The sequence below is a fragment of the Lactivibrio alcoholicus genome (genome assembly GCF_055390895.1).
This window is the reverse complement of sequence record NZ_AP042471.1, coordinates 3,336,681-3,360,848: the sequence shown is the minus strand read 5'-3', so window position 1 is coordinate 3,360,848 and position 24,168 is coordinate 3,336,681. Positions and strand designations below refer to the sequence as shown.

Sequence of the window (24,168 nt, the reverse complement as noted above, 5' to 3'; positions counted from 1 at the left end):
TCATGTCTTCCATAAATCACCCGAACTGGCGCAACCGGAATCAGAGGATATCCTGGAAAAGGTCGTGCAATGTCGGCATTCTCTCAGCCTCCAGCGCATTGATGTCGATCTTCCACCCCGTAAGGCGAGCGGCGAGACGGACGTTCTGCCCGGCCTTGCCGATGGCGAGAGAGAGCTGATCCGGCCTTGCATAAACGGTTACGGCCCTTTCGAGATCCAGATTCGGTTCTATCTTGACGATCTTCGCCGGAGAGAGAGCATTTCGAATGAACTGGAGCGGGTCGTTGTTCCATACGATGATGTCGATTTTCTCTCCGTACAATTCCTTGCTGATGGATTTTATCCGGGCGCCGTTATTTCCCACACAGGCTCCTACGGGGTCGACATTCGGGTCGAGGGAGAATACTGCCACCTTTGCCCGAGCCCCGGCTTCACGGACGATTCCCTTGAGTTCGATGATTCCGTCGAGCAGTTCGGGAACTTCAAGTTCGAGCAGTTTTCTGAGCAATCCGGGGTGCGTGCGGGAAACGACAATTCTGGGACCTCTCGTTGTCTGGCGGACATCGAGGAGATAGAACTTCATGCGATCCCCCGGATTGTATGTCTCTCCGACAATGCGTTCCTCGCGCGGAAGAATCGCCTCCGTGCGTTCGTTGAGGCGGATGAGGACCTGATCGTGTTCCGACTTGAAAACGAGTCCGTTGACGAGATCACCGACTCTGTCCGCGAATTCCTCGAAGATGATCTGTCGTTCCGCATCCTTCAATCGCTGGATGATGACCTGACGAGCGGTTTGTGCCGCGATACGCCCGAAGTTTTCCGGGTTCTCCTCTATTCTGATAATGTCACCAGTATCCACATCGAGGAAGCCAAGCTTTCGGGCGTCGGGAAGCGCGATTTGCGTATCAGGGGTGTCCACGACGTCAACGATCTGCTTGATCTCGCATAGCGAAACACTTCCGCTTTCGAGATCGATGTGCACCTCGACATCCTGATTGCCACCCTGGTACTTTCTGTATGCCGATACGAGCGCCGCTTCCAGACTCGAAGCCACGATCTCCGGCGAGAGCCCCCTCTCCGCCGTAATCTGCTTCAATGCGCGCACGAAATCGCGTCCGAGCTGCATCTACTCACTCCTCCTCATAACATGCCCTTTCTCTTCGGGCGTGTTTTTGTACACGATATGTCCGCTCGCGATCAGACTGAAGGGAATCCGAAGTGTCTCACGTGATTCGCTTTCAGCTATCGAGACGAAATCCCCTTCTACCGAAAGGATTGTTCCGGTATGCTGCCTTTTGCCTCCAAAGGGTTCCGAAAGGCGGATTTTCACGGTTTTCCCATGGAAACGGATATAGTCGTCCAGAGAAAAAAGTGGACGCTCAATGCCTGGAGAACTGACTTCAAGAGAGAATTTCTCGAGGAAATCCGGTGCTGCCGCATTCAGCCTGTCGATAATCGCTCGAGATACGATCTCGCAGTCTTTGACGGAAATTCCGCCGACACTGTCTATAAAAACACGAAGGACCGAATTTTTCCGTTCCGTGACGAAACGAGCGAGAACACACTCGTATCCACATTTTTCGACGATTTCTCTTACCATTGCGAGAATATCGCTTTTCTCAGGAATCAACGTTTTCTGCCCCTCTTTCACACGTCCATAAAAAACGAAGAGTGGGACATCCCCACTCTTCGACATAGCGCTTCCCGACGTGCTTCAAGTAGGATAACATAAAAGCGTGTATCGGGCAACTAGAACGTAAAATCGGAGATGAACTCGCTCCACCAATCTTCGAGCGATGTCTCGAAGTCCCATATGTCGGGAGAAAGGATCATCGTGTCGGCCAGAGATTCTTCCTCAAGCAACGGAAGATCGAGTATCCCGTTCCAGTAGAGAACGGAATCCATTTTGTTTGAGGAAAAAACCTTCGCTTCCACGATCCTGCACCTCCTCGAGGTCTATTCGACCCAATAATTCGGAGCTTCCTTTGTTACGACAACGTCGTGGGGGTGATTCTCCTTGACGGACGCTGCGGAAATTCGTACGAACTTCGCTTTAGTCTGGAGCAGAGACACGTTCGCCGCGCCGACATATCCCATCCCCGCCCGCAATCCGCCGGTCAGTTGAAACATGACGCCGCCGAGAGGGCCTTTATACGCGGCCAGTCCTTCGATACCCTCCGGGACCAACTTTTCGGAGGTTGCTCCTTCCTGAAAGTAACGATCTTTGCTGCATCCTTCTTTCATCGCTCCGAGCGAGCCCATTCCCCTATAGCTCTTGTAGGAGCGTCCCCGATAAATGACGACTTCTCCGGGGCTTTCCTCCGTACCTGCAAATAGTGAACCGATCATGACGCAATCCGCACCCGCGGCGATCGCCTTGACGATGTCGCCCGAGTATCGGATTCCGCCGTCCGCGATGATAGTTTTCCCCTTTTCATGCGCGACGCGCGCCGCATTCATGATCGCGGAAAGCTGGGGCACGCCGATTCCTGCGATGATTCTCGTCGTACAGATCGAACCGGGTCCCACTCCAACCTTGACGGCATCCGCGCCTGCGTTGATCATGGCTTCCGTCGCTTCAGCCGTGGCAACGTTCCCGGCGATGATCCTCATATCGGGAAAATCGGCACGGACGCGGCGCACGGTTTCAAGGACTCGCGACGAATGACCGTGAGCCGTATCGACGACGATAACATCAACTCCGGCTTTCACGAGTGCGGCTGCTCGTTCGAGCGCGTCGACTCCGGATCCGATGGCGGCGCCGACGCGGAGGCGGCCGTGGGAATCCTTGGACGCCAAGGGAAATTCCACGACTTTTTGAATATCCTTGATCGTGATGAGTCCCTTGAGAGTCCCTTCGGAATCGACGATCGGAAGCTTTTCGACCTTGTGCAGCATGAGGATTTTCTTGGCGTCTTCCAGCGTTGTTCCTTCGGAAGCGGTAATGAGATTTTCCGCCGTCATGACGTTCCGGATCTTCTGGCCGTAGTTCGTGACGAATCGGAGGTCACGATTCGTAATGATGCCGACGAGCTTCTTTGTTTCGTCGACAATCGGTACTCCCGATATGTGATAGTGAGCCATCAGATCGACCGCGCTCTGCACGGGGTCGTCGGGGTGAAGAAAAAACGGATCGACGATGACGCCGGATTCTGATCTCTTGACTTTGTCGATCTCTCCGGCCTGTTGCGAAATCTGCATGTTCCTGTGGATAATGCCGATCCCGCCCTCGCGCGCGATCGCGATGGCGAGACGGGCTTCGGTAACGGTATCCATCGCTGCGCTACAGATCGGAACCGACATGGAAATATCCGGCGTCAGTCTCGATGCGATCGACACCTTGGCCGGAATAACGTCACTCCATGCAGGCTCGAGGAGAACGTCGTCAAATGTGAATCCTTCGTACGAAACGAATCTGTCAATCATCAACTATCTTCCTTCCCGGAATATATCCTTGCGTCCTCCCGGATCCGTATGGACGTATCGATACTCTTCCACCAGCGTATAAAAAGAGTGGCGAACATTCTACGATACTTTCAGGATATCATCAAGATCATTCCGAGAGGATGCCGGCAAAGCCCGGCATCCTCTCTACTGTCGCCACAGCGGAACATTCCATGCATTTCCCGGTCCCGACGGCTCCGATTCCTTCGCCGGACTTTATCTTGATGTTGACGTTCCGAACGTCAGCATCTTCCGAAAGACACAGGGACAGATTCCCGCGAATCGAATCGAGGTATGGGGCAAGGCGCGGATATTGTGCGGAAAGGACGATATCCACCCATTTGATGATCCATCCCCGATTCCGAATACGAACGACGGCGTCTCTCAGAATCAGCATACTGTCGGCTCCTTTGAATGCCGGATCCGAAGCGGGATACAACAATCCGATGTCGGGCTCACCCGCGGCCCCGAGCAGCGCGTCGGCGACTGTATGCGCGACGATGTCCGCGTCTGAATGTCCATCGAGACCGAGCGGAGAAGGAATGGTTACTCCTCCGAGGATCAGCTTTCTTCCGGGTTTCAGGGGATGGACGTCAAACCCGGTTCCCGTCCTGTATCCGTTTTTCTCGACAAGTTTTCGCGCCAGAACGAGATCCTCGGGAAACGTAATTTTGATATTTCCCCGTTCGCCCGGAACGAGAGAAACGGGATTGCGCCGCGATGTCCAGGCTTCCGCTTCGTCCTTACCGGAAAAACCGTATGATTCTATGGCTTCGGCAAGTCTCTTTCTTCCGAATCCCTGAGGAGTCTGCGCCGCATAAAGACACTCCCTGTCGATTGATTGCAGGGAACTGTCTTCATATCGCTTGAGCGCGTCCGTGACACGGCAAACAGGAATCGCCCCGTTCGTTTCGGAGGCTTTCTCCGCGATTGAGACGAAGAGGTCTTTCGAAGCAAACGGCCGCGCGGCGTCATGAATGAGGACGATATCGGAAGAGCAGGCTGAAATGCCGTTAAGGACCGATTCCGCCCTTTCTTTGCCCCCCGGAACGATATTCAGGGACATGCTGTTTTCGATATCGTTTGCGAATTTGTTCTCCTCTCCGTCAGGGACGACGAGAACACACTCTCGGACGATGCCGGCAAGGTGAAGCAGACTCGCGGTTCGGACGCTCCACTGCCACATCGGAAGTGCTCCGATCCGTTCGAGCTGTTTTTGGATTCCGCCCATACGTTCGCCTCTTCCTGCGGCAACGACTACGAGGGAGCATGATTTCATGCTCGGACTTCCCTTCTGATTCTGCCGAATACCATTCTTCCGGCGGAGGTCTGGAGCATAGACGTCACCACAACTTCGACACGGCGACCGATATGATTTTCTCCGTCTTCGATGACGAGCATCGTTCCGTCATCGAGATATCCGACACCCTGATGGGGTTCTTTTCCTTCGCGGATCACGTCGATGACGATGGATTCACCCGGAAGAAGCATCGGCTTCAGCGCGTTGGCGAGGTCGTTGACGTTGAGGACGCGTATGCCCTGAATCTGCGCGAGTTTGTTCAGGTTGTAGTCGGTTGTCAGGATCTGAGCCTTGAGCTTCTGTGCCATCGCTATCAGTCCGCTGTCCACCGACTCGACGCGAAGATGCTTCAGGGAAAACTCCGCGATCTCGACATGTATCCCGGGGATTTTCTGAAGCTCGTTGACGACATCGAGCCCCCGTCTCCCGCGTGTTCTTCTGGCCGGGTCGGTGGAATCCGCGACAGCCTGCAATTCGAGAAGAACGAAACGTGGGAGCACGAGACTGCCTTCGAGGAACCCTGTCTTTGCCACGTCGAGAATGCGACCGTCGATTATGACGCTCGTGTCGAGAATTTTTGCGTCTTTGCAGGACATCGCCTCTTCATCGGCGATCTCGCCGGAAGTCGTGTCAAGTTCGGATGTCGTTCCCCCTCGTTTCAGAACGCGTTCCTTGAGCCCGATAATGGGGGCAAAAACTCCTTTGATGTCGCTTTGGCGTTTAAGAACGATTCGTGCCCCGACATATGCAAGAATGATATTCAGGAAAACGGCGATATAGCTGCCGAACGGAAGGTTCGAAAACGGCAGAGCGATCAGATTCGCGATCAGAAGTCCGACGATCATTCCAAGCGTTGCGGACGTAATATCCTGCCATTTGAAGCTTCTCAGGTGATTTTCGAATACAACCCCGAGCGAGGCGAGAAAACGCGTAAAAAGAGGAGCGAGCATAAAACCGGTTCCTCCGAAGAGGAGAATGCAACATAATGAAAAAAAGACTTGCTTCGGAACCCATGACGGAATTGAATTCCTCGCCCAGAGAACCCACTCGTAGGGAATCTCGGGAATAACGATCTGGGCGATTTGAAATCCTGCCATGCCTCCGAGAAGTGCGAGAAAGCCGGAAAACAGCATACGAATAACAGGCCCGAAAGCTTCTGACATCGTTTCACCTCTTTTCGTGCTTATTTCCTTTCCGAATCTCGACTCGCGCATCCAAAGCCGCATGAAGCGTAACCCGATCGGCGAACTCGATGCTTCCGCCGATCGGAAGACCGCATGCGAGCTTCGTGATGCGGACATCGAACCCCTCGAGCGCGGATAAAATAGCGTGATATGTCAGTTCACCCTCGATTCGTGGATTTGTGGCGACAATCACCTCCCCGACGTCCAGTTCCTCGAGGTGCCTTTTCAGAAAGCGCAGAGCTTTTTCGGAAAGATCGTCTCCCGTCAAGGGAGAAACACGTTCTCCCAAAACATGGTAGACTCCGTTGAAGACGCCCGTCCCTTCGATGTTGACAAGGTCTTCGACCGTCTCGACGACAAGAATCGACGTGCGGTCACGCAACGGATCCGAACAAATCGCGCACGGATCCATATCCGTTATGGTACCACAGAGAGAACAGGGATGAATATTCCGTTTTGCATCGTTCAAGGCGTCAATAAAAGAGCGGACGAAGGATTCGTTCTGCTGAATGAAAAAAAACGCCATCCTTCGAGCGCTTTTTTCCCCGATTCCGGGAAGTTTTTTCAGAAGAACGACGAGACGATCGAAAGCACCCGGGGTCATCTATTCAGTGAAATCCCTTCTACATTATTCCCAGCGAAGCGAGTCCGCCGGTCGCGCTGTTCATCTTCTCCTGGGCAAGATCGCGGCTCTTGCGGATGGCATCGGTTACCGCCGCGAGAACGAGATCTTCGAGCATTTCAACATCATCGGGATTGACGACCTCTTTCTCTATGGACAGGGAAAGAACGTCGCCCTGGCCGTTCGCCGTTACTGTGACCATCCCTCCGCCAGCCTGCCCGGTCACCATTTCCTTTGAAAGCGCTTCCTGCACCTGTGCCATTCTGGACTGCATCTGCTGAGCCTGTTTCATAATCTTGTCGAGCTTCATAAATATCCTCCTTAATCATAGAAAAGAGTGGGTATAATCGATCAGCTAATGATGATACGCCGTTCCCGCCAGGATTGAAAACGCCCGATAGAGCTGTTCCATGAGGAAAAGAACGCACATATCGTGCGGGAATGTCATTTGCGACAACGCTACGCTTTGCGTCGCCCGGTCGCGGATGCGCTCAGAGACGCCAAAAGGTCCTCCGACGATAAACACAAGCCTGCCCGGGCAGGAAGCGATTTCGCCCTGAAGCCATCCGGCGAATTCGGTACTTTTGAAATGCCTTCCCCGTTCGTCGAGAAGAACGCACCGATCCCGGTCGCGTATGGCCTTCTCCAGCAAAAGACATTCCTTGTCAAGCACGATTTCCTTCCGGGACTCTCCCCGAATTTCCGGGACGTACTCCCACGACGTTTTATGAGCCGGAGTCATTCTGGCGACGTATGACCGTATAGCCCGTTCGAGAAACGGTTCGCGCACCTTTCCCACCGAGAGAACGAGGACTTTCATTATAATACGGCGTGTGCTTTCTTTTTCGAGGAGAGTCGTTTTATCGAAAAGCGTTCCTGCCGTTCCCGTTCGGAGAGAATCGCCCGAATGCGCGTTTCGTCGCGGGCAAGTTCAGGCAGGAGGACGTATTGAAGCGTGTTGATTTTCATGAGTGTTTTGCGGAGCTCTTTCTCAAGAAAGGAAAGCTTCGTGGTGAGATTGACGTACTGCCATACAAGAGCATCGACACTCCCGATCTCCCGCAAGAGATCATCCACATACAGCGATGTCAGAGCGGGATCGTAGGCGCTGCGTGTCTGATGAGGATTCCCATTCGCCGATTCGGGCATGAACTGGACGAAGTGGCACCCCATCAGAGAATGTCGGACGGAAGAGACCGAAATCTCAGGAGCATCCATGCGCAGAAGCTGCATCATGGATGCTCCGTCGTACATCCTTACGAGCGCATACAAAACCGACAGGCGCTTCGTTCTTTCGCGAAACTCTCTCTCGAGATCGCGAAAGCGGCGTCTGTCTTCCTCGATGGATCGCAACAGCGCATCGCGTTTCTTCTCGAGGAGCTGCTTGCCGTATTGCACCGTGCTCCGACGCTTCCGGACGTCAAGGAGTTGTTCTCTTGTCGGAGGACGTTGCGCGGATCCGGTCATAGGAGAGTCCCTTCATTTTTCCGAAATCGTGACACATAGTGTTCCGGCAGGCGGTAGAGTTCTTTCCGGGACAGCACGCGGAAGCACTCGCAAGCGATACGTTCCGACTCGTCGATCGTCCTTCTGGCATCGCCCTGGTTCACGAACTCGCGCTCGAAGTTTTCTCCAAAGCGGAGATAGTCCTTTTCGGTTTCCGTAAGGCCGTCGTCGCCGACGATCAGCCGAAGTCGCTCAAGTTCCTTGGCCTTCGCGTAAGACGCGTAGAGCTGGTCGGCAAGAGCCCGATGACTTTCGAAGGTCTTCTTCTTTCCGATTCCCTTGTTCATGAGGCGGCTCAGGCTCGGGAGCACATTGATTGGAGGATAGCCGACCCGGTCGTATATCCCACGATCCAGTACGATCTGCCCCTCGGTGATGTATCCGGAAAGGTCGACGACGGGATGCGTCATGTCGTCGTCCGGCATCGTGATAATGGGAATTTGCGTGACGCTGCCCGGACTTCCCCTGACGCACCCGGCTCTTTCATATATCTCGGAAAGGTCCGAATACATATAACCAGGATACCCGCGACGTCCCGGAACTTCTTCCCTTGCCGCGCCGATCTCTCGAAGCGATTCGCAATAGTGCAACATATCCGTCAGGATAACAAGAACGTCATACCCTTTCGTGAACGCGAAATATTCGGCGACGGTAAGCGCCATCCTGGGTGTCAGCAGGCGTTCGACCGCCGAATCGCTGGCGAGATTGATGAAGAAGACACCGTTGTTGATCGCTCCGGTCGCGTCGAATGTTTCGGTAAAGAATTGCGCTTCCCTTCGTGTGATTCCCATGGCCGCGAAAACCACCAGGAATGAGGTTTCCCGCCCCGGAATAGTCGCCTGCCTGACGATCTGAGCGGCGATCCGGTTTGCCGGCAGGCCGGCTCCGGAGAAGATGGGAAGTTTTTGCCCGCGCACAAGTGTGTTCATCATGTCTATCGTGGAAATTCCGGTCTCTATATATGCGCTCGGACTCTCACGCATATACGGATTGATCGGCATTCCGCCGATCGGGAGAATATCTTCGACGCAGGAAAGCCGTTCTCCGTTCGTCGCTTCTCCTCTGCCGTTCAGGACACGGCCGATCAAACCGCTTCCCACGGGTATGCGAACGACATCGCGTTCGAGCCAGATCGTGCAGTTTCCAGTGTCGAGTCCCATCGTTCCGTCGAAAACCTGAACGGTTGAGATGTCTCCGTCGATCTGAAGGACCTGCCCCAGCTTACGTCCCTCGGGAGATTCTATCGTCACGAGTTCGCCATAGCCGGCATCCGGGATTCCCGATACAAAAACGAGCGGGCCCGAAATGCCGGTTATCGAACGGAACCCTTCCTTGGCAAGAGTCATCGTGGCATCACCGCCAGTCCGGATACGGTCCCCACAAGATCGTTCAGCCATTGCGACGCTTCGGCGTCGAATGCCTGTTCCGGGATATCGCGGATCCTCAGCAGATCCCTGAGAAACGGCATTTCCGCGACGTTCTCGAAGAGAATTCCCTCGTGAATTCTGCGGCGGACGATATCGTCGGTTTTTTTCAGAAGGTCGATTATGAAGAACTGCTTTCGCGTCGAACAACTGGCGTCGGCATCAGAGAAAGCATTCTGCTGCAAAAAGACGATTCTGATCAGCTCGGCCATGAAGAGAATCCATTTGTCCTCTTCCGAAAGCCCGTCGCGTCCGACGAGTTGTACGAGTTCCAGAAGTCTCCTGTCGTCGTCGAGCATCATACGGAGGTACTGCTTGAGTTCATTTCTCCTGCAACCGATTTCCCTGGCGAAAACGGGGTCGAGTGTTTCGTCGTAAAGGGAAAAACTCTGTGTCCAATTGATTGCTGGGAAATGACGCTGCTGTGCGAGTCGTTTGTCAAGCCCCCAGAATGTTCCGGAGAGACGAAGACTCGCCTGCGTCACGGGTTCGGAGAAGTCTCCGCCTGCAGGAGATACGGCGTTGATCACGGTAACCGAACCGGAACGCTCCGGTTCGCCGAGCGGTGAAACACGTCCCGCGCGCTCGTAGTACTGCGCAAGCCTCGAACCGAGGTATGCGGGATACCCTTCTTCGCCCGGCATCTCTTCGAGACGCCCGCCAATCTCTCTGAGAGCTTCCGCCCACCTCGACGTCGAATCCGCCATGATCGCGACGTCATACCCCATATCCCGGTAGTACTCGGCTATCGTCATTCCGAGATAGATACTCGCTTCGCGCGCCGCAACCGGCATATTCGACGTATTCGCGATCAGGACGAGGCGCTCCATCAACGGAGCGTCATGCCACGGATCCGTCAGTTCGGGAAATTCCTCGAGGACTTCCGTCATTTCGTTTCCACGCTCACCGCATCCTATGTAGACAATGATGTCGGCATTGCACCACTTCGCGAGCGATTGCTGCGTTACGGTCTTCCCCGTTCCGAATCCTCCGGGGAGGACCGCCGCTCCGCCGAGGGCTAGGGGGAACAACGTGTCGAGAATCCTTTGTCCCGTCACAAGGGGACGATCGAGCGGCAATCGCGAGCGGACGGGGCGCGGGACGCGAAGCCGCCATTTATGCGCCATCGAATACGTTTCGCCACATTGAACCCTGCAGACAACCGCGTCGGAGGTGTACATCCCTTCAGACGCAACATATTCGACGATTCCGCCGCGTGAATTCGGAGGAACCATGATTCTGTGTTCAACATGGGATCCCTCCCGGGAAAACCCGATGAAGGATCCCGGGGAAAGGATATCTCCTTCACGAACGCACGGGGCGAAAGGCATCGCTCCGACATGCGAAAGCGTTCCCGTATGAATGCCCTTGCGAATGAAGATGCTTTCTTCGCCGAGTTTTTTCAAAGGTCGGCCGATCCCGTCGAGGACGCTTCCCAGAATGCCGGGGCCAAGATCGACGGCGAGAAGTTCTCCGGAGAACGAACAGCCCTCGCCGCGTCTGACACCGTTCGTATCTTCGTACACCTGAATATCGACGTTTTTCTTGCGGATGCGAATAACCTCGCCCAAGAGATGCGACGTCCCGACATACGCGATTTCGAACATGCGAACCGGGGCATCGGTGGAAACTGTGACGACGGGCCCGGAAATACCGATGATTACGCCTTCTGTCATGCAGATCACCTCACGATGGTTCCGCGAAAAGGTCGGGAAACGAAATCCAAACGGGGTTCTGAGATGCTGTCAGTCGTTTTCTCAGTGATGCGGGGACGCAACGAAACCATCTATCCTCTACGACAACGAACGGACGCTCGTCATCAGTCAGGGTTTTCAGCATAGTTGCGAGGTCGGAAGGAGATTCGCAGACGATCGGTTCGAACCCTTCCATAGCCCAGAGATCGACGAAAAGTTGCCGCCCTACGACGGCGGGCTTCATATTCTTCATGGACGGAAAATCCTCCCCGAGGTGTCGTGTTCCGTGAGTCTGGCGAGAATCTCCGAGCAGTTCATTCCGAAAGCGACTCCGATTGCGATTATATTCAGGTTGTTCCATTCTACGAGAACTTTTGCGGCATACCCGAGAGCGACATGGATTCCGAGAAGATCCCGACGATAGAGGGATATCTGCCACTCGAGAAGAGACGTATGCAGTTTTCGATAGACGATCTCGGGAGAATCGAATTTTCCCCGAAGCATCGTTATCCATGGAGTCCCGGCCAGGAGACGCTTCAACGAAGAGGCGCGACGGAGGCGGGAATGTTCAATGGTCGAATACGGAGTATCGAGGTACGCAGCGGATGTATTCACCTTGAGAATATTGCGTCTGAGCCACACTGCGAGATTCCAGACATCGATCATCATTCCGGCTATTTGCTCGACGGCACCGGTATTATCTGATTTTCTGTCTCCGAGACGACATTCGACCGTGTGGAGGAACGCGAGAAGAAGCACTCTCTCCGCCTGAAGAAGATCGTTCGTTCTCCCGAGTTCCGAGAAAGCCGCGACGAGCATCGAACTTACGGAAGACGACTCGGAACGACAGTATTCGATGCAATCCGATACGGATGAACTGGTTTTCCAGAGATCCGAAAAAAAGGAGGCCGAAACCGAACCATATGTATGCCAATACGGTTCCGGTATGCCGTTTTTACCGGCATGAACGGACCTCAGAACAAGACGTCCGTTTATGAGATCGGCTCGGGAAAGATACGTCGAAATCAGTCGCTCCGCTTCTCCTTCGGCCAATAAACGAAGCTGTATCAGTCGAGATGTCTCCGTTTCGGCGACGACCGTCTCAATGCGTTTCAGTGAAGAATCCTGTGACATAACCAAGCTTTTCTGGAACGACTCGGCAAAGGGAGGAGTTTCCAGAAGAAACCGTTCTACGTCACGCAAATTGCCACACGCAAGCGAAGCGTATTCGTTCTCTTTCAGGAGCGACGAAGCCTTTGTCCGGATTCTCGAGTTAAGATAGTCGTAGTTCGCGGACGAATTCCGGATATTCGGAAACAATTCGTCTGACCTCCCGGGAGAGAGCTTTGATGACTTCAGGATACATTCGTTCCCATCGGGTCTTCAGCGTATTGTCGACAATCCTCGAACCGTCGCACGATTCCAGAATACACCCGCCCCATCGTTCCAGCGACACTTCGCGAACGCGACACGGGAGAACTCGTCCGTCGAGAACGCACGATTCCCCCGTTTCGACCAATGCCACGGCATCGTTTCCGATGAGGGAGATCCCTTCGGCGATCAACGCGGAAAGAACATCGCCATATTCTCCAGGGTCATTTTTCATCCGCAGAATCCGATCGTGATAGAGGCTTCCGACGGAAGCGAAAAGTGCGGCCACCTGTTTTAGAAACGCCTCGCGATACCGGCTGCGAAGACGCATCTTCCCGTTTTTTACAAACGCCGAAAAACGTTCTCCCTGTTCGCTCTCGATTATTTCAAGCTGTCTCTCGACTTCAAAACGTTTTCCGGAAAGCATTTCGGCTATCTGTGCCTCCGTTTTGCGGCGAAGAGCATCCAATCTGAGCGTGTGCTCCTGGACGAGCGCTTCCTTGAACGCCTCGAAATCACGGGCAGTTTCGGCAGGCATGTAGCATCATGCAAATTGCAGTATCAGCATTATTGCGACGACGAATCCCAGAATGACCATTGTTTCGGGGATTGCTTCGAGGATGATCATCGTTCCGGCAGTCTCCGGTTTTTCCGCCACCGTTCCGGCCCCGGCGCTGCCGATCTTTGCCTGTGCGTATGCGGTTGCAAGGGCGGGTAACCCTACTGCAAGTGCTGCTGCGATGGCTATGATTGCTTTTTCCATATGGTCGTTCTCCTCCTTCGAGAAAAAGGAACGTAATCTCTTCCATTTCCTTCGTAGAATTTACCCATGAACTCGACGTAATGCAACCGTGCCGAATGAAGTCCGGATCCCGCAAGCGCGAGAACGAAATTGAGGACATGTATTGACAGGGCGATGAAAATTCCAAATACCGAAACTCCGAGAATATCGACGAATTTCGAGGCGACCATCGCCAGAATCGCGGAGGAGAGACCGATAGCGGCTATTCTGACATAGCTCAGGATATTCCCGACGGACCCGAGCCCCTCGATGACTCCTCCGATTCCCCCGCCTGCAACCAGCAGGACGACACCAAGGAAAAGCATTGCGCCGCCTGCGGGAAAGAGTACTCTCGCAAAGGTCCCCTTCGTACCGGCCAATAAGGCGAAAAGAGCCAGGAGAACGAGGATATTGCCGCATTTTTCGTTACGGAGATGATTGTTCTTCTCTCGGACGCCTCGGATAAAACCGACGAAGAGCCCGAGAAGGACGTGTGCCGCGCCGAGAGAAACGGAGAATACCATTACCGGCAGAACAGCGTGTGATCGCTCGACCCAGAGGGGATGAACATTGAAAAGACGCTGGGCGATATCTCCGAAGAATTCACCAAAGGCGATTCCCCATAGAATACTCCAGAGCGAGACACCGAAAAGAATCTTTCCGACATCCCTTGCCGTCTGAGAATGCCCCTTTCTTTGAATCCAGAGGGAAAGAGCGAGGAAAAGCGAACCATATCCGGCATCTCCGACCATACATCCGGCGAAGAACGGAAAGAAAAGAGCTACCATGGATGTCGGATCGAACGTATTGTAGGACGGCGGCCGGAGAAGCGAGATAAAAAGCTGGTATGGCCGCGTTGTAGGAGGGTTGGAGAGGGCGGTCGGTACTTCATGCCACTCGTCCGTTGACGGGTACCGCCAATACAGGAAAACGGATGCCCCGAAACGTTCCTTGAGAGTTCTCGTCGCGTTTTCGAGAGTGTCAGCAGGTATCCATCCTTCGAGAAGAAAATACTCCTCAGCAGAGTCGGATCGCTGAGCTATGAGTTTTTCCTCAAGCTCCTCGTCGACGAGAATGAACAGCGATGCCAGTTTTGGTCCCCATTCGACGGAGGTTTCCGAGAGTTCCGTATCGATTGATCTGATTTCGGCAGGGAGGGATTCCAACTTCTCTTCGATACATTCAAGAGCGGCTGACATATCTTGATCGCCGCATTCGCGCGGCGGCCGCCACCGTATCGCTCCGTTGTTCTGAAAAATGCCTTCGATGACAGGAAGTTCCTCTTCAGAGACGCTGACGCATATGAGAAGGCGTTCATCCCTGAAAGTATGAGACATATGCGAAAAGCCGGTTTCCCGGGTGCGATCCTCCCTAAGCGCTTCACGAATCTCTCTGACATATTTCGAGACGTCTTTGCGGTCGACCCACCAGAATGAAAGGCCTTTCCCTTCCTTTTCCGCTTCCTTTATGAAGGGAAGGAAATATCGGACGGTATCATGTGCGTTCCTGATTCTTTCTAAAACGTCACGAAGTGATTCTTTCCGTTTTGCGAATCCCGAAAGGCGCTCGCGGAACTGATCGAGATTCCTGTCGATTTCGCCCACAATCTCATCGAGCGGTAATGTCAGCGTAGTTCTTGTCTTCGAGATCGCTTCTTCCGAGAGAGCTTCCCATTCGTCCCATCCGAGAATTTCGAGCATGCCAAGAAGCTTTCCACGGAGCATACGCAATTCGTCCGCTTCAGCAGTGAAATGGCGGGGTACGGAAGCTGGTTGATCGAGGTGGAGAGCCCCAAGATCGTGAAGCGTCTCGATGATCGCTTTCTTGCTGGAAGCCGTTCCCCATACGGCAAGACGCATCATGCTCCGGATCATGGAGACTTTTCCTCCGCTATCTTGCACGAAGCGCAGGTCGTCTCGAAAAGCGAGTTCACCATGGATGTGGAATCGAATTTTCCAATATCGCCGAGGAATCGTTCGAACATGTCGTGAAGGGAAACTTCCATATCAGACAAAATCGTACGTGCCTGTTCTTCTTTCTCCACCCATCCAGATGCGGTTTTTTCAAGTGTTCGGGCGGCCAAGGCATCCATCCGGGCGACAGCCGAAGCTATTTCCTCCTGCGAGGACTCCTCCAGCCGTTTGTACTCGGCCTCGAGATTTCCCCGGAAGATGACGAGTTCCTTTTCGATCGCGCTGACTTCCGCATCCGGCTTTTCGGGTATTTTCCGTTCAACGACACTCATTGTGGACCGCGTCCTCCATGAGATATTCGCAGAACGACTCGCGATCGATGATTCCGACGAGCTTACCGCTATCGACGACGGGGATTCTCTTTATTCCTCTCCGAAGCATAATGTCGGCGACCGACATAAGCCCCGTTCCGAGACCGACGGAAACGGGCTTTCTGTTCATGTATTCCTTTACCGGAGAGTGACCGATTGCGGAAAAACGCCGATAAAGATAACACTCCTCATCGCCATCGAGAAACGTTGTCTGCGCGAGGACCTCAAGATACGTCGGAACGGCGGCTTTCAGAATATCTGACTCGGAGATATAACCGATAAGAGACCACTCCTCATCGACAACCGGGACTCCCGAAATATTGTGGCTGTATAAAATGTGGACGGTATCCTGTATCCGATCGTTCTCGAGCACCGATGTCAGGTCTCGCTGCATAATATCGCGGGCCGTGGTTCTCAAGAGTTATCCATCCTCCCCCGTATGGTTCTGTGTGAGACGCGAGATGAATACATGCAGACAGAAAAGCAGCAGATCGATATCCCGTTTCCATCTCCATGGTTCCTGAATCAAACGATAGAGCCATTCCAGTCCGAGCCTCTGCCACGTTTCGGGAGCCCGGGAAAGCATCCCCGAAGTGACGTCGAACGACCCGCCGACCCCGACTGCGACAACCGGGCCGAGGTCTTCGGAAAACCTGTCGATCCAGATCTCCTGTCGGGGGATTCCCATACCTGCAAAAACGACCCGTGCCCCCGAATTGCGGATCGAGGACACAATCCCCTCGCATTCGGATTCGGTGAAATATCCATTCCGATACCCGGCAACAATGAGATCGGGGTGTCTTTCCTTGAGCTTCCGAACCGCACCGCTCACGACCGCATCGGTACCGCCGAGAAAAAAGACGGGCCATCCTTCAGCCGCGGCGAGTCGTGCGATGCGTGCCATGAAATCGATGCCGGCGACTCTCTCCTGGACGGGAGAGCCGAGAAATCGAAGCGCCCAAACAAGCCCCGTCCCATCGGCAAGCGTCATCGTCGAACGTCGGAGTACGTTCCTGTACTCCGCATCTCTCCGTGCCTGCATGAGCGCAAGCGCGTTCACCGTCGCAACGAGATGAGCCCGGCTTCCGGAGTCGATCATGCTGCGGACTTTCGCCACGGCGTAATCCATCGAGACGTTATCGATGCGGACCCCCCACAACTCCGAGTGTTGCGTTCGTATACCCGTCATCAGGCACATACGAAACAGTGGAATGACCGTTACTCCGGCAAAAAAGAGGATCCCGCTCAACATCAGGATCGTCCCCCTGCTGCCGTCGAGCTGGAAAAGAGCGATGAGCGCGCCGATGATGGCGCAGACGGCAGTGATGCAGCGTACGGCGCTCGGGTGGTCCATTCCTTTCGATATGAGCCTTCGGTAGAAGACCATCGCGCCCTGTGGTCTGGAAAAGAACGCGACGCTCGCGAAATGGAGAGATGTTTCCATGAACGGGATCGCAAACAACCCGAGGGGAAGTATTAAAAGAGCGCTGAAGGTAATGCCCTTGCTTACGCCTATAGAGGAAATTCCGGCGATGAGAACTCCCCAGAATGCGGACAGAGCCTCTCCGAGGCGCCGGTACATGTGACCGTGGCGGCTCCAGAAAACTGCGAGAAGCATCAGACCGGAACAGGACATGAAAAAGGCGTCGTCCATTCTTTGCGGTGAAAGAACCGTGACGATGAGAAGGAGCGACATGCTGACGGCAAGAAGGTGCCCCGTCATACCGGGAATGTTGTCGAGTTGCTGAAAGACAACCGGGAAAATGAAGACCCAGAATGCCGAGAGAATGATGGAAGCCGTATCCGAAAGGTAAATGTATTGTCCATCGGGAAGGCCGATAAAGCTGATTCTTGGTCCGAAAAGCGCGAATACGACTCCGATAAGGGCATAAACCCAATACATCGTGCTTCGCCGGACGAAATGATGCCACATTCCTGCCACAGACGCAACGACGGCCATGAGGAGAACGAACCTCGACGATGAGGATCCGAGCCAGACGGCATTGGTGAGCCATGCCGCAAGGAGTGCGAGATCCCGCATGTAGTTATAGCGGGACGTATCGAGAAATCGCCTGCACACTCTCTGGAAGAGAAAACAGCAGACCATCGTCATGCCGGAAAAGAAAATAACGTTGTAGGTATACGGACCAACGAGCGTTATAAGGATTCCCCACCTTCCGCATGATCTTGTTTATTGTAGCACGAAAGGGCCGCTCCATCACCGGCGGGGAAAGTCAAGTCGAGCGGCTCCCCCACCGGCGCGAAAAACCAATTTACTTTCCGATGACCGACACTCCGTTCATGTAGGGCGCGAGGACTTTCGGAACGGTGAAAGATCCGTCCTCCTTCTGGTAGTTCTCCAGGACGGCGATCAATGTCCTGCCTATGGCAATTCCGGATCCGTTCAACGTGTGAACGAAACGCGGCTTTCCTCCGTCCTTCGGACGATACCGGGTGTTCATCCTTCTGGCCTGAAAATCCTCGCAATTGCTACAAGAACTGATCTCACGATATTTCCCCTGCGAAGGAAGCCAGACCTCAAGATCGTATGTCTTGCTCGAACCGAACCCGATATCTCCGGTGCACAGAGAGATGACTCTGTAAGGAATCTCAAGGAGCTGGAGTACTTCCTCGGCATTTTGCGTAAGTTTCTCAAGTTCGTCGTAACTGGTTTCAGGGGTACAAAGCTTGACCATTTCAACTTTGTCAAACTGGTGCTGGCGAAGGAATCCGCGAATATCGCGTCCGTAGCTTCCCGCTTCCCGTCTGAAGCAGGGTGTATATGCCGTGAAATACAGCGGGAGAACGTCTTCTTCCAGAATATCCCCGGCATGAAGGTTGGTGAGGGGAACTTCGGCGGTCGGAATCAGCCACAGGTCGTCCCCGTCGCATTTGTACAACTCCTCGGCGAATTTCGGAAGCTGCCCTGTTCCCCGCATCGTCGCACTGTTAACCATGAACGGCGGTTCGATCTCCTGATAGCCGTGTCGTTCGGTGTGGAGATCCAGCATGAAATTGAGAAGAGCTCGTTCAAGACGAGCGCCCATTCCTTTTAGCACGGTGAATCGGCTCTGGGCAAGGGCAACGCCGCGCTCGAAATCCATGATACCGAGCGACTCGGCGATTTCCCAATGCGGTTTCGGCTCGAACGGGAATTCCGGAATCTTCCCCCATTTCCGTATTTCGACGTTGTCGTTTTCGTCTTTTCCTACAGGACAGGACTCATGAGGACGATTCGGAACGCGAAGGAGCATGTCGTCGAGCTTCTGGTCTATTTCCGAAATCCGGGAATCGATCGTCTTGACGCGTTCTCCGATAAGTCGCATCTCTTCCATGAGATCCTGGACGTCCGTTTTTGCAGCTTTTGCCTGACTCACTTTCTTCGATCCTTCGTTCCGCTTCGCCTTCAGTTCCTCCGATTCCACGAGAAGAGAACGCTTCTCCGAGTCGAGCGAGAGAATGGCGTCGATATCAGTGTCGTTGTTCCGGTTTGCAAGGAAACGTTTGACCTCATCGACATTGCCGCGTATCCATCGAATATCAAGCATGTTCCTTCTCCTTTCCTTCACGGAATTCCCTGAGCAGATTCGCCATTTCGAGCGCCGCGAGTGCAGCTTCCGCCCCTTTGTTCCCGGCCTTGCTACCCGCCCTGAGGAGTGCCTGCTCAAGCGTATCGCACGTCAGGATGCCGAAGGCCACCGGAACGCGTTGTTCGAGGCCGATATGTGCGATTCCCTTCGAGACCTCGTTCGCCACGTAGTCGAAGTGAGGGGTATCCCCGCGTATTACGGCTCCGAGGGCGATAATGGCGTCGTATTTCCCCGAAAGGGCTGCTTCCTTCACGACGAGCGGAATCTCCCAGGCTCCGGGCGTCCAGGCTATATCCACGGCCGTATGCGAGACGTCGTGTCGCAAAAGAGCATCCTTCGCACCTTCGAGAAGACGCGACGTCAACAGCTCGTTGAAGCGGGAGACAACGACAAAAAAACGCAATCCCCGGCCTACGAGCTTCCCTTCAAAGGTTCTCATTTCCGATCCGCCTCCGTGATCAAAGTTTTTTTGTCATGTCGTGAAGCAAATGACCGAGTTTCTGCTCTTTCGTATCGAGATATCTCTTGTTGAAATCGTTCGCTTCGATAACCAACGGAACTCTCTCAGAGATGACGAGGCCGTATCCTTCAAGCCCGACGATCTTTCTGGGGTTGTTCGTGATCAGCCGAATCTTCGAGATGCCAAGATCGCGAAGGATCTGGGCGCCGATACCGTAATCGCGGAGATCGGCAGGGTACCCGAGCGCGAGATTGGCTTCCACCGTGTCGTATCCATTGTCCTGAAGATGATATGCCTGCAGCTTCCCCGCAAGGCCGATGCCCCTTCCTTCCTGCCGCATATACAGCACGACTCCCTGCCCTTCGGCATCGACCATTCTCATCGCCTGATGGAGCTGGGGCCCGCAATCGCATCGCAGGGACCCGAAAACATCCCCGGTGAGGCATTCGGAATGTACGCGAACGAGGACATTTTCCCTGTTTCTGATATCGCCCTTCACAAGTGCGATATGTGTCGTATCCCCGCCCTCCTCGATGACGCTCCTGTATCCATAGGCCATGAATTCGCCGAACGCCGTCGGAAGCTTGACCTCGACGAATCGTTCGACGAGATTTTCGCGAACGATTCTGTATCGGATGAGATCTTCGATCGAGACGATCCTCAACCCATGCCTCCGGACGAAGGGAAGCAGTTCCGGAAGTCTTGCCATACTGCCGTCTTCGCTCATGATCTCACAGATGACGCCCGCAGGGGTCAGACCTGAGAGGCGGGCGAGATCGATCGCGGCCTCTGTGTGCCCTGCACGCTTGAGAACTCCTCCCTTTTTCCCGATCAGGGGGAAAATATGTCCGGGTCGAAGAAAGTCTTCCGGTTTTGCGTCGGGATTCGCAAGAAGTCGCGCAGTCAGTGCCCTTTCTTCCGCCGAAATGCCGGTAGTGGTTCCTTCCTTCGCATCGACGGAAACGGTGAAAGCCGTTCCGTGGCGTTCGGTGCTATCGGGAACCATGTGCTGAAGCCTGAGACGCTCCGCTTGTTCCGGAGAAATGGGAACACAGACGAGCCCCCTGGCGAACCGGACCATGAAATTGACGTCGTCCGCCGTGACCCGTTCCGCGGCAACGACGATGTCTCCTTCGTTCTCACGCTCTCTGTCGTCGACGACGACGACCATCTTTCCATTCCGTATATCGGCGATCGCGTCTTCTATCGAACTGAAAACGCCGTTTTCCTCGTTCATTCAGCCTCGTTCCTCCATGAGTCCGGATTCTTCAGATTCCGGACGATCAGTATTCGAGACGACGGAGCAGATCCCACGTTACACCGCCCGTCGCAGGAAAATCGCTCTTCCCAAGGAAACGATACACGTATTTCCCAAGAATATCCATTTCGAGATTTACGGGATCCCCTTCTCTCGCCGTCCCGAGAGTGGTGACATTCTTCGTTGCAGGAATCAGTCCGACGGAAAAAAAATCGGTCCCGCACGCAGTTATTGTGAGGCTGATTCCGTCTATTGCGACAGACCCCTTCTCGACGGCGAACCGAAGAAGCGTTTCGTCGGCGGTAACCGTCAGGATCGACGACGACGCATCCGCTGAAAGCGATTTGATGATCCCGACTCCATCGACATGCCCCTGGACGAAATGTCCGTCAATCCGGGAGCCCGGAGTCAGTGGGCGTTCGAGATTGACCTTCGCGCCGGAACGCAGCTTCGGGAAGCGCGTTCTTTCCCACGTTTCCTTCATCACGTCCGCGACGAATGTCGTTCCGTCGGACTCGGTCACGGTAAGGCATGCGCCGGATACCGCGATGGACGCTCCGAAAACGAGACCCGGAGCCAAGCCCCGTTCCTCGATACGGATCCTGTGCGTCTCTCCGTTCGAAACGATGGTGCGAACTACGCCGACGGCTTCAACAAGTCCGGTGAACATTCCGTTCTCGCCTCGATCCACATATCGTTTCCGGCCGCCCTGACGGACAGTTCCCGAAGTAAGACCGCCCTTTCGAGACAGTGTATTTCAAGAGGCCCGGAGAAGCATCGTCCGATTCCGAGAATTTTCGGCGCGACAAAAAGGGAAACAGCATCCACGATTCCGCTTCGGAAGAAGGAAGAGACGACGTGAGGTCCTCCTTCGACAAGGATACTCGAAATTCCCTTTTCGGAAAGAATCTTCGTTGCGATTTCGAGCGAAAGGGTTCCGTCCGAATCGCGCGGTACCGGGAAGATATCGCATCCCGTTTCGCGAAGCGATTCCCGGCGCTCGCCCGATGCATCCTCTCCACAGAGGAGGATGGCTCTTCTTCCGTTGAATAGCTTCGCATCGCGGGGAATCGACAGTCGGGAATCGAGTACGACCGGAACGGGAGAAATACCATCCGTCTCGCGGACATCAAGCGAAGGATCGTCGCTCAGGACCGTTCCTATCCCGACAAGGACCGCATCGTGTTCGGCCCGAAGCAGATGCGACATCCGACGGGCATCCGGACCGGTAATCCACTTGCTCGTTCCGTCGCGACACGCAATGTTTCCATCGAGCGTCATTCCCGCCTTCACCGTAATCCAGGGACGTCCGAGACGATGGCGCCACAGAAATCCGCGGTTCAGAGTCCGGCACTCCGCCTCGAGGACACCGACATCGACCTCGATTCCGGCGTCCCTCATAACGCGAATTCCACCGCCGTCGACTTTCGGGTTCGGGTCGGCCATTCCGACGACCGCACGCGTTATTCCTTCCTTTATGAGACGGGGGGCGCATGGAGGAGTTCGTCCGAAATGACAGCACGGCTCGAGTGTAACGTATGCGGTCGCCCCCACGGCGGTATCGCCTGAAGAACGCAGTTTTTCAAGGGCGGCGACTTCCGCGTGGGCTTCTCCCACGCGGGAATGCCATCCTTCGGAAATGACCCTTTCATCACGTACGAGGACACATCCGACCATCGGATTCGGACGTGTGGCACCAAGCCCTCTCCGGGCAAGGCTCAATGCCCGATGCATGTAATATTCGTCAATCGATCGTTTCGTTGCCATGGGCATTCTCCTTCAGATAAGAAAGAATCTTTCCCGCCGTCCGCATTCCGATCCCGGGAATTTTCTCGACGATGGCTTCCGGTGAAAGATGCGCAATTCTCTGGACGCTGCCAAACACGGAAACGAGCTGTGCCGCCCTGTGTTTGCCGATTCCGGGAATTTCTTCGAGAACGGATCGTCTCAGTCGCGATTCGCGTCTGCCCCGGTGCGTCCCTATGGCAAATCGGTGAGCTTCGTCCCGGATACGCTGCAGAAAGCGGAGCACCGGATCGTCCTCGCGGAGAATGACCGGCTCATCGCGACCGGGGCAAAAAACGTGCTCCTCCTTTTTCGCGAGCGCGATAACGGCAAGATCAGTCATGTCGAGCTTCCGCAGGGCCGATAGAGCGAATTCGAGCTGCTGTTTCCCTCCATCGATTATAGCAAGCTGAGGCGGAGGTTCCTCGCCTTTCCGGACGTGGCTGTAGCGACGGTAGACGACCTCTTCGATCGAGCGAAAATCGTCGATCCCCACCACGGTCCGGATGAGGAATTTACGGAAAAGCGAGGAATTGGGCTGTCCCTGTTCGAAGACGACGACGACGCCGTATGTTTCTTTCCCCGAAAAATGGGAGATATCGAAACAGTCGATTCGCCACGGAAGCGTCCCCAGCGAAAGCTCTTTCTGAAGGGAAACAAGCGTCGTCCATGTTTCCCGGTCGAATTCACCCTGAAGAGGCGTCGATATACGCTGGCGCGACACTCTCCATATCGCACGTATCGCGTCGCGGTGACGCGCGGCCTCTTCAAAAAGGAGACTTTTGGCCACCCTGTCCATTCTCGCCCTGATCCTCTCGACGAGATCGACGCATTTCCCGGTAAGAAGAAGAATGAGATCATCCACGCGTTCGCGATACGCCGATTCGTCGCAAAGAGCGGCGCACGGGGCGAGGCAGCTTCCGAGTTCATAGCGAATGCAGGGGCGCCTTTTCGCGTCGGGACGGATGTTCCCGGAACATGTCCGCAAGGGAAAATATCGTTCCGAGAGCCGTAACAGATCGCGAATCTCGCGGGCACTTACGAACGGACCGAAATAGGTTGCCCCATCCTCCTCGCGTTTCCTCGTAACAATCAGCTTCGGGAAGGGTTCATCCGGAATCTTGATGTACGGATAACGGTCGGTGTTTTTCTGATCGACGTTAAAGAAGGGCGAATACTTGCGGATCAGCTTCGCTTCGAGAACAAGAGCTTCCGCTTCCGTTTCCGTTCGTATGACCGAAATATCTTCTATACTGTCGACGAGGTTCCGCAGTCTCGGCGAATCGAAATTTCTGTGGTAGAAATACGATGAGACCCGTTTTCTGAGAGACTTCGCCTTGCCGACATAGATCACTGTTCCCGTCGCGTCTCTCATGAGATACACGCCGGGCTTCAGAGGCAGAGAACGCACAGTGGAAAGAATCATATCCTTTGACATGGACTCCCTGATCTTGTATAAGATTGA

Annotated in this window: 25 protein-coding genes; all 25 read right to left on the bottom strand. The window is 54.4% G+C overall.

Annotated elements, in window-relative coordinates; all coding sequences use genetic code 11:
• Nucleotides 1–40 precede the first annotated feature (40 nt).
• Nucleotides 41–1,126 carry a transcription termination factor NusA gene (gene nusA / locus ACZ5IU_RS15540; protein WP_464418938.1) on the bottom strand — a complete coding sequence of 362 codons (1,086 nt, stop codon included), beginning with the start codon at nucleotides 1,124–1,126 and terminating at the stop codon, nucleotides 41–43.
• Entirely contained in the window at nucleotides 1,127–1,696 is a 570-nt protein-coding gene (locus ACZ5IU_RS15535) for a hypothetical protein (protein ID WP_464418936.1), read from the bottom strand. It abuts the gene before it with no gap.
• 53 nt (nucleotides 1,697–1,749) lie between these two features.
• On the bottom strand, nucleotides 1,750–1,935 hold the full coding sequence (locus ACZ5IU_RS15530) for a hypothetical protein (RefSeq protein WP_464418934.1): 186 nt from the start codon (nucleotides 1,933–1,935) through the stop codon (nucleotides 1,750–1,752).
• A 21-nt stretch (nucleotides 1,936–1,956) separates the two neighbouring features.
• Nucleotides 1,957–3,426, bottom strand: coding sequence for an IMP dehydrogenase (guaB, locus tag ACZ5IU_RS15525; protein WP_464418932.1), 1,470 nt, complete (start codon nucleotides 3,424–3,426; stop codon nucleotides 1,957–1,959).
• Nucleotides 3,427–3,553: 127 nt separating this feature from the next.
• Complete coding sequence (gene ispF / locus ACZ5IU_RS15520; protein ID WP_464418930.1) at nucleotides 3,554–4,675, bottom strand: 2-C-methyl-D-erythritol 2,4-cyclodiphosphate synthase; 1,122 nt, start codon at nucleotides 4,673–4,675, stop codon at nucleotides 3,554–3,556.
• A gap of 44 nt (nucleotides 4,676–4,719) precedes the next feature.
• Nucleotides 4,720–5,694, bottom strand: coding sequence for a PIN/TRAM domain-containing protein (locus ACZ5IU_RS15515; protein ID WP_464418928.1), 975 nt, complete (start codon nucleotides 5,692–5,694; stop codon nucleotides 4,720–4,722).
• Between the two features lie 217 nt (nucleotides 5,695–5,911).
• Entirely contained in the window at nucleotides 5,912–6,532 is a 621-nt protein-coding gene (gene recR, locus ACZ5IU_RS15510) for a recombination mediator RecR (protein ID WP_464418926.1), read from the bottom strand.
• Between the two features lie 19 nt (nucleotides 6,533–6,551).
• Entirely contained in the window at nucleotides 6,552–6,860 is a 309-nt protein-coding gene (locus ACZ5IU_RS15505; protein WP_464418924.1) for a YbaB/EbfC family nucleoid-associated protein, read from the bottom strand.
• A gap of 45 nt (nucleotides 6,861–6,905) precedes the next feature.
• Nucleotides 6,906–7,370: a 23S rRNA (pseudouridine(1915)-N(3))-methyltransferase RlmH gene (locus ACZ5IU_RS15500; RefSeq protein WP_464418922.1), complete on the bottom strand. Its 465-nt coding sequence runs from the start codon at nucleotides 7,368–7,370 to the stop codon at nucleotides 6,906–6,908.
• A complete protein-coding gene (locus ACZ5IU_RS15495; protein WP_464418920.1) occupies nucleotides 7,370–8,017 on the bottom strand; it encodes a V-type ATP synthase subunit D in 648 nt (215 codons plus the stop codon). The genes ACZ5IU_RS15500 and ACZ5IU_RS15495 overlap by 1 nt, the downstream gene beginning before the upstream one ends.
• A complete protein-coding gene (locus ACZ5IU_RS15490) occupies nucleotides 8,014–9,402 on the bottom strand; it encodes a V-type ATP synthase subunit B (protein WP_464418918.1) in 1,389 nt (462 codons plus the stop codon). The genes ACZ5IU_RS15495 and ACZ5IU_RS15490 overlap by 4 nt, the downstream gene beginning before the upstream one ends.
• On the bottom strand, nucleotides 9,399–11,156 hold the full coding sequence (locus ACZ5IU_RS15485) for a V-type ATP synthase subunit A (RefSeq protein ID WP_464418916.1): 1,758 nt from the start codon (nucleotides 11,154–11,156) through the stop codon (nucleotides 9,399–9,401). The genes ACZ5IU_RS15490 and ACZ5IU_RS15485 overlap by 4 nt, the downstream gene beginning before the upstream one ends.
• A 267-nt stretch (nucleotides 11,157–11,423) precedes the next feature.
• Nucleotides 11,424–12,494: a V-type ATPase subunit gene (locus tag ACZ5IU_RS15480; RefSeq protein WP_464418914.1), complete on the bottom strand. Its 1,071-nt coding sequence runs from the start codon at nucleotides 12,492–12,494 to the stop codon at nucleotides 11,424–11,426.
• Nucleotides 12,448–13,083 carry a hypothetical protein gene (locus tag ACZ5IU_RS15475; RefSeq protein WP_464418912.1) on the bottom strand — a complete coding sequence of 212 codons (636 nt, stop codon included), beginning with the start codon at nucleotides 13,081–13,083 and terminating at the stop codon, nucleotides 12,448–12,450. Before ACZ5IU_RS15475 ends, ACZ5IU_RS15480 begins: the two co-directional genes overlap by 47 nt.
• 6 nt (nucleotides 13,084–13,089) lie before the next feature.
• A complete protein-coding gene (locus ACZ5IU_RS15470; protein ID WP_464418910.1) occupies nucleotides 13,090–13,308 on the bottom strand; it encodes an ATPase in 219 nt (72 codons plus the stop codon).
• Nucleotides 13,290–15,200 (bottom strand): V-type ATP synthase subunit I, encoded by a 1,911-nt coding sequence (locus tag ACZ5IU_RS15465; protein WP_464418908.1) that lies wholly within the window; start codon nucleotides 15,198–15,200, stop codon nucleotides 13,290–13,292. Before ACZ5IU_RS15465 ends, ACZ5IU_RS15470 begins: the two co-directional genes overlap by 19 nt.
• A complete protein-coding gene (locus ACZ5IU_RS15460) occupies nucleotides 15,197–15,571 on the bottom strand; it encodes a hypothetical protein (protein WP_464418906.1) in 375 nt (124 codons plus the stop codon). The genes ACZ5IU_RS15465 and ACZ5IU_RS15460 overlap by 4 nt, the downstream gene beginning before the upstream one ends.
• The gene (locus tag ACZ5IU_RS15455) at nucleotides 15,558–16,028 is read right to left on the bottom strand and encodes a CBS domain-containing protein (RefSeq protein ID WP_464418904.1); all 471 of its coding nucleotides are present in this window, start codon (nucleotides 16,026–16,028) and stop codon (nucleotides 15,558–15,560) included. Before ACZ5IU_RS15455 ends, ACZ5IU_RS15460 begins: the two co-directional genes overlap by 14 nt.
• A gap of 3 nt (nucleotides 16,029–16,031) precedes the next feature.
• On the bottom strand, nucleotides 16,032–17,723 hold the full coding sequence (locus ACZ5IU_RS15450) for a WecB/TagA/CpsF family glycosyltransferase (protein WP_464418902.1): 1,692 nt from the start codon (nucleotides 17,721–17,723) through the stop codon (nucleotides 16,032–16,034).
• A gap of 160 nt (nucleotides 17,724–17,883) precedes the next feature.
• On the bottom strand, nucleotides 17,884–19,158 hold the full coding sequence (gene serS / locus ACZ5IU_RS15445; RefSeq protein ID WP_464418900.1) for a serine--tRNA ligase: 1,275 nt from the start codon (nucleotides 19,156–19,158) through the stop codon (nucleotides 17,884–17,886).
• A complete protein-coding gene (gene ribH / locus ACZ5IU_RS15440; RefSeq protein WP_464418898.1) occupies nucleotides 19,151–19,639 on the bottom strand; it encodes a 6,7-dimethyl-8-ribityllumazine synthase in 489 nt (162 codons plus the stop codon). Before ribH ends, serS begins: the two co-directional genes overlap by 8 nt.
• A 19-nt stretch (nucleotides 19,640–19,658) precedes the next feature.
• Nucleotides 19,659–20,897 carry a bifunctional 3,4-dihydroxy-2-butanone-4-phosphate synthase/GTP cyclohydrolase II gene (locus tag ACZ5IU_RS15435; protein ID WP_464418896.1) on the bottom strand — a complete coding sequence of 413 codons (1,239 nt, stop codon included), beginning with the start codon at nucleotides 20,895–20,897 and terminating at the stop codon, nucleotides 19,659–19,661.
• 46 nt (nucleotides 20,898–20,943) lie between these two features.
• Entirely contained in the window at nucleotides 20,944–21,588 is a 645-nt protein-coding gene (locus tag ACZ5IU_RS15430; protein ID WP_464418894.1) for a riboflavin synthase, read from the bottom strand.
• The gene (ribD, locus tag ACZ5IU_RS15425; protein WP_464418892.1) at nucleotides 21,555–22,685 is read right to left on the bottom strand and encodes a bifunctional diaminohydroxyphosphoribosylaminopyrimidine deaminase/5-amino-6-(5-phosphoribosylamino)uracil reductase RibD; all 1,131 of its coding nucleotides are present in this window, start codon (nucleotides 22,683–22,685) and stop codon (nucleotides 21,555–21,557) included. The genes ACZ5IU_RS15430 and ribD overlap by 34 nt, the downstream gene beginning before the upstream one ends.
• Nucleotides 22,663–24,129 carry an excinuclease ABC subunit UvrC gene (locus ACZ5IU_RS15420; RefSeq protein WP_464418890.1) on the bottom strand — a complete coding sequence of 489 codons (1,467 nt, stop codon included), beginning with the start codon at nucleotides 24,127–24,129 and terminating at the stop codon, nucleotides 22,663–22,665. Before ACZ5IU_RS15420 ends, ribD begins: the two co-directional genes overlap by 23 nt.
• Between the last annotated feature and the right edge of the window lie 39 nt (nucleotides 24,130–24,168).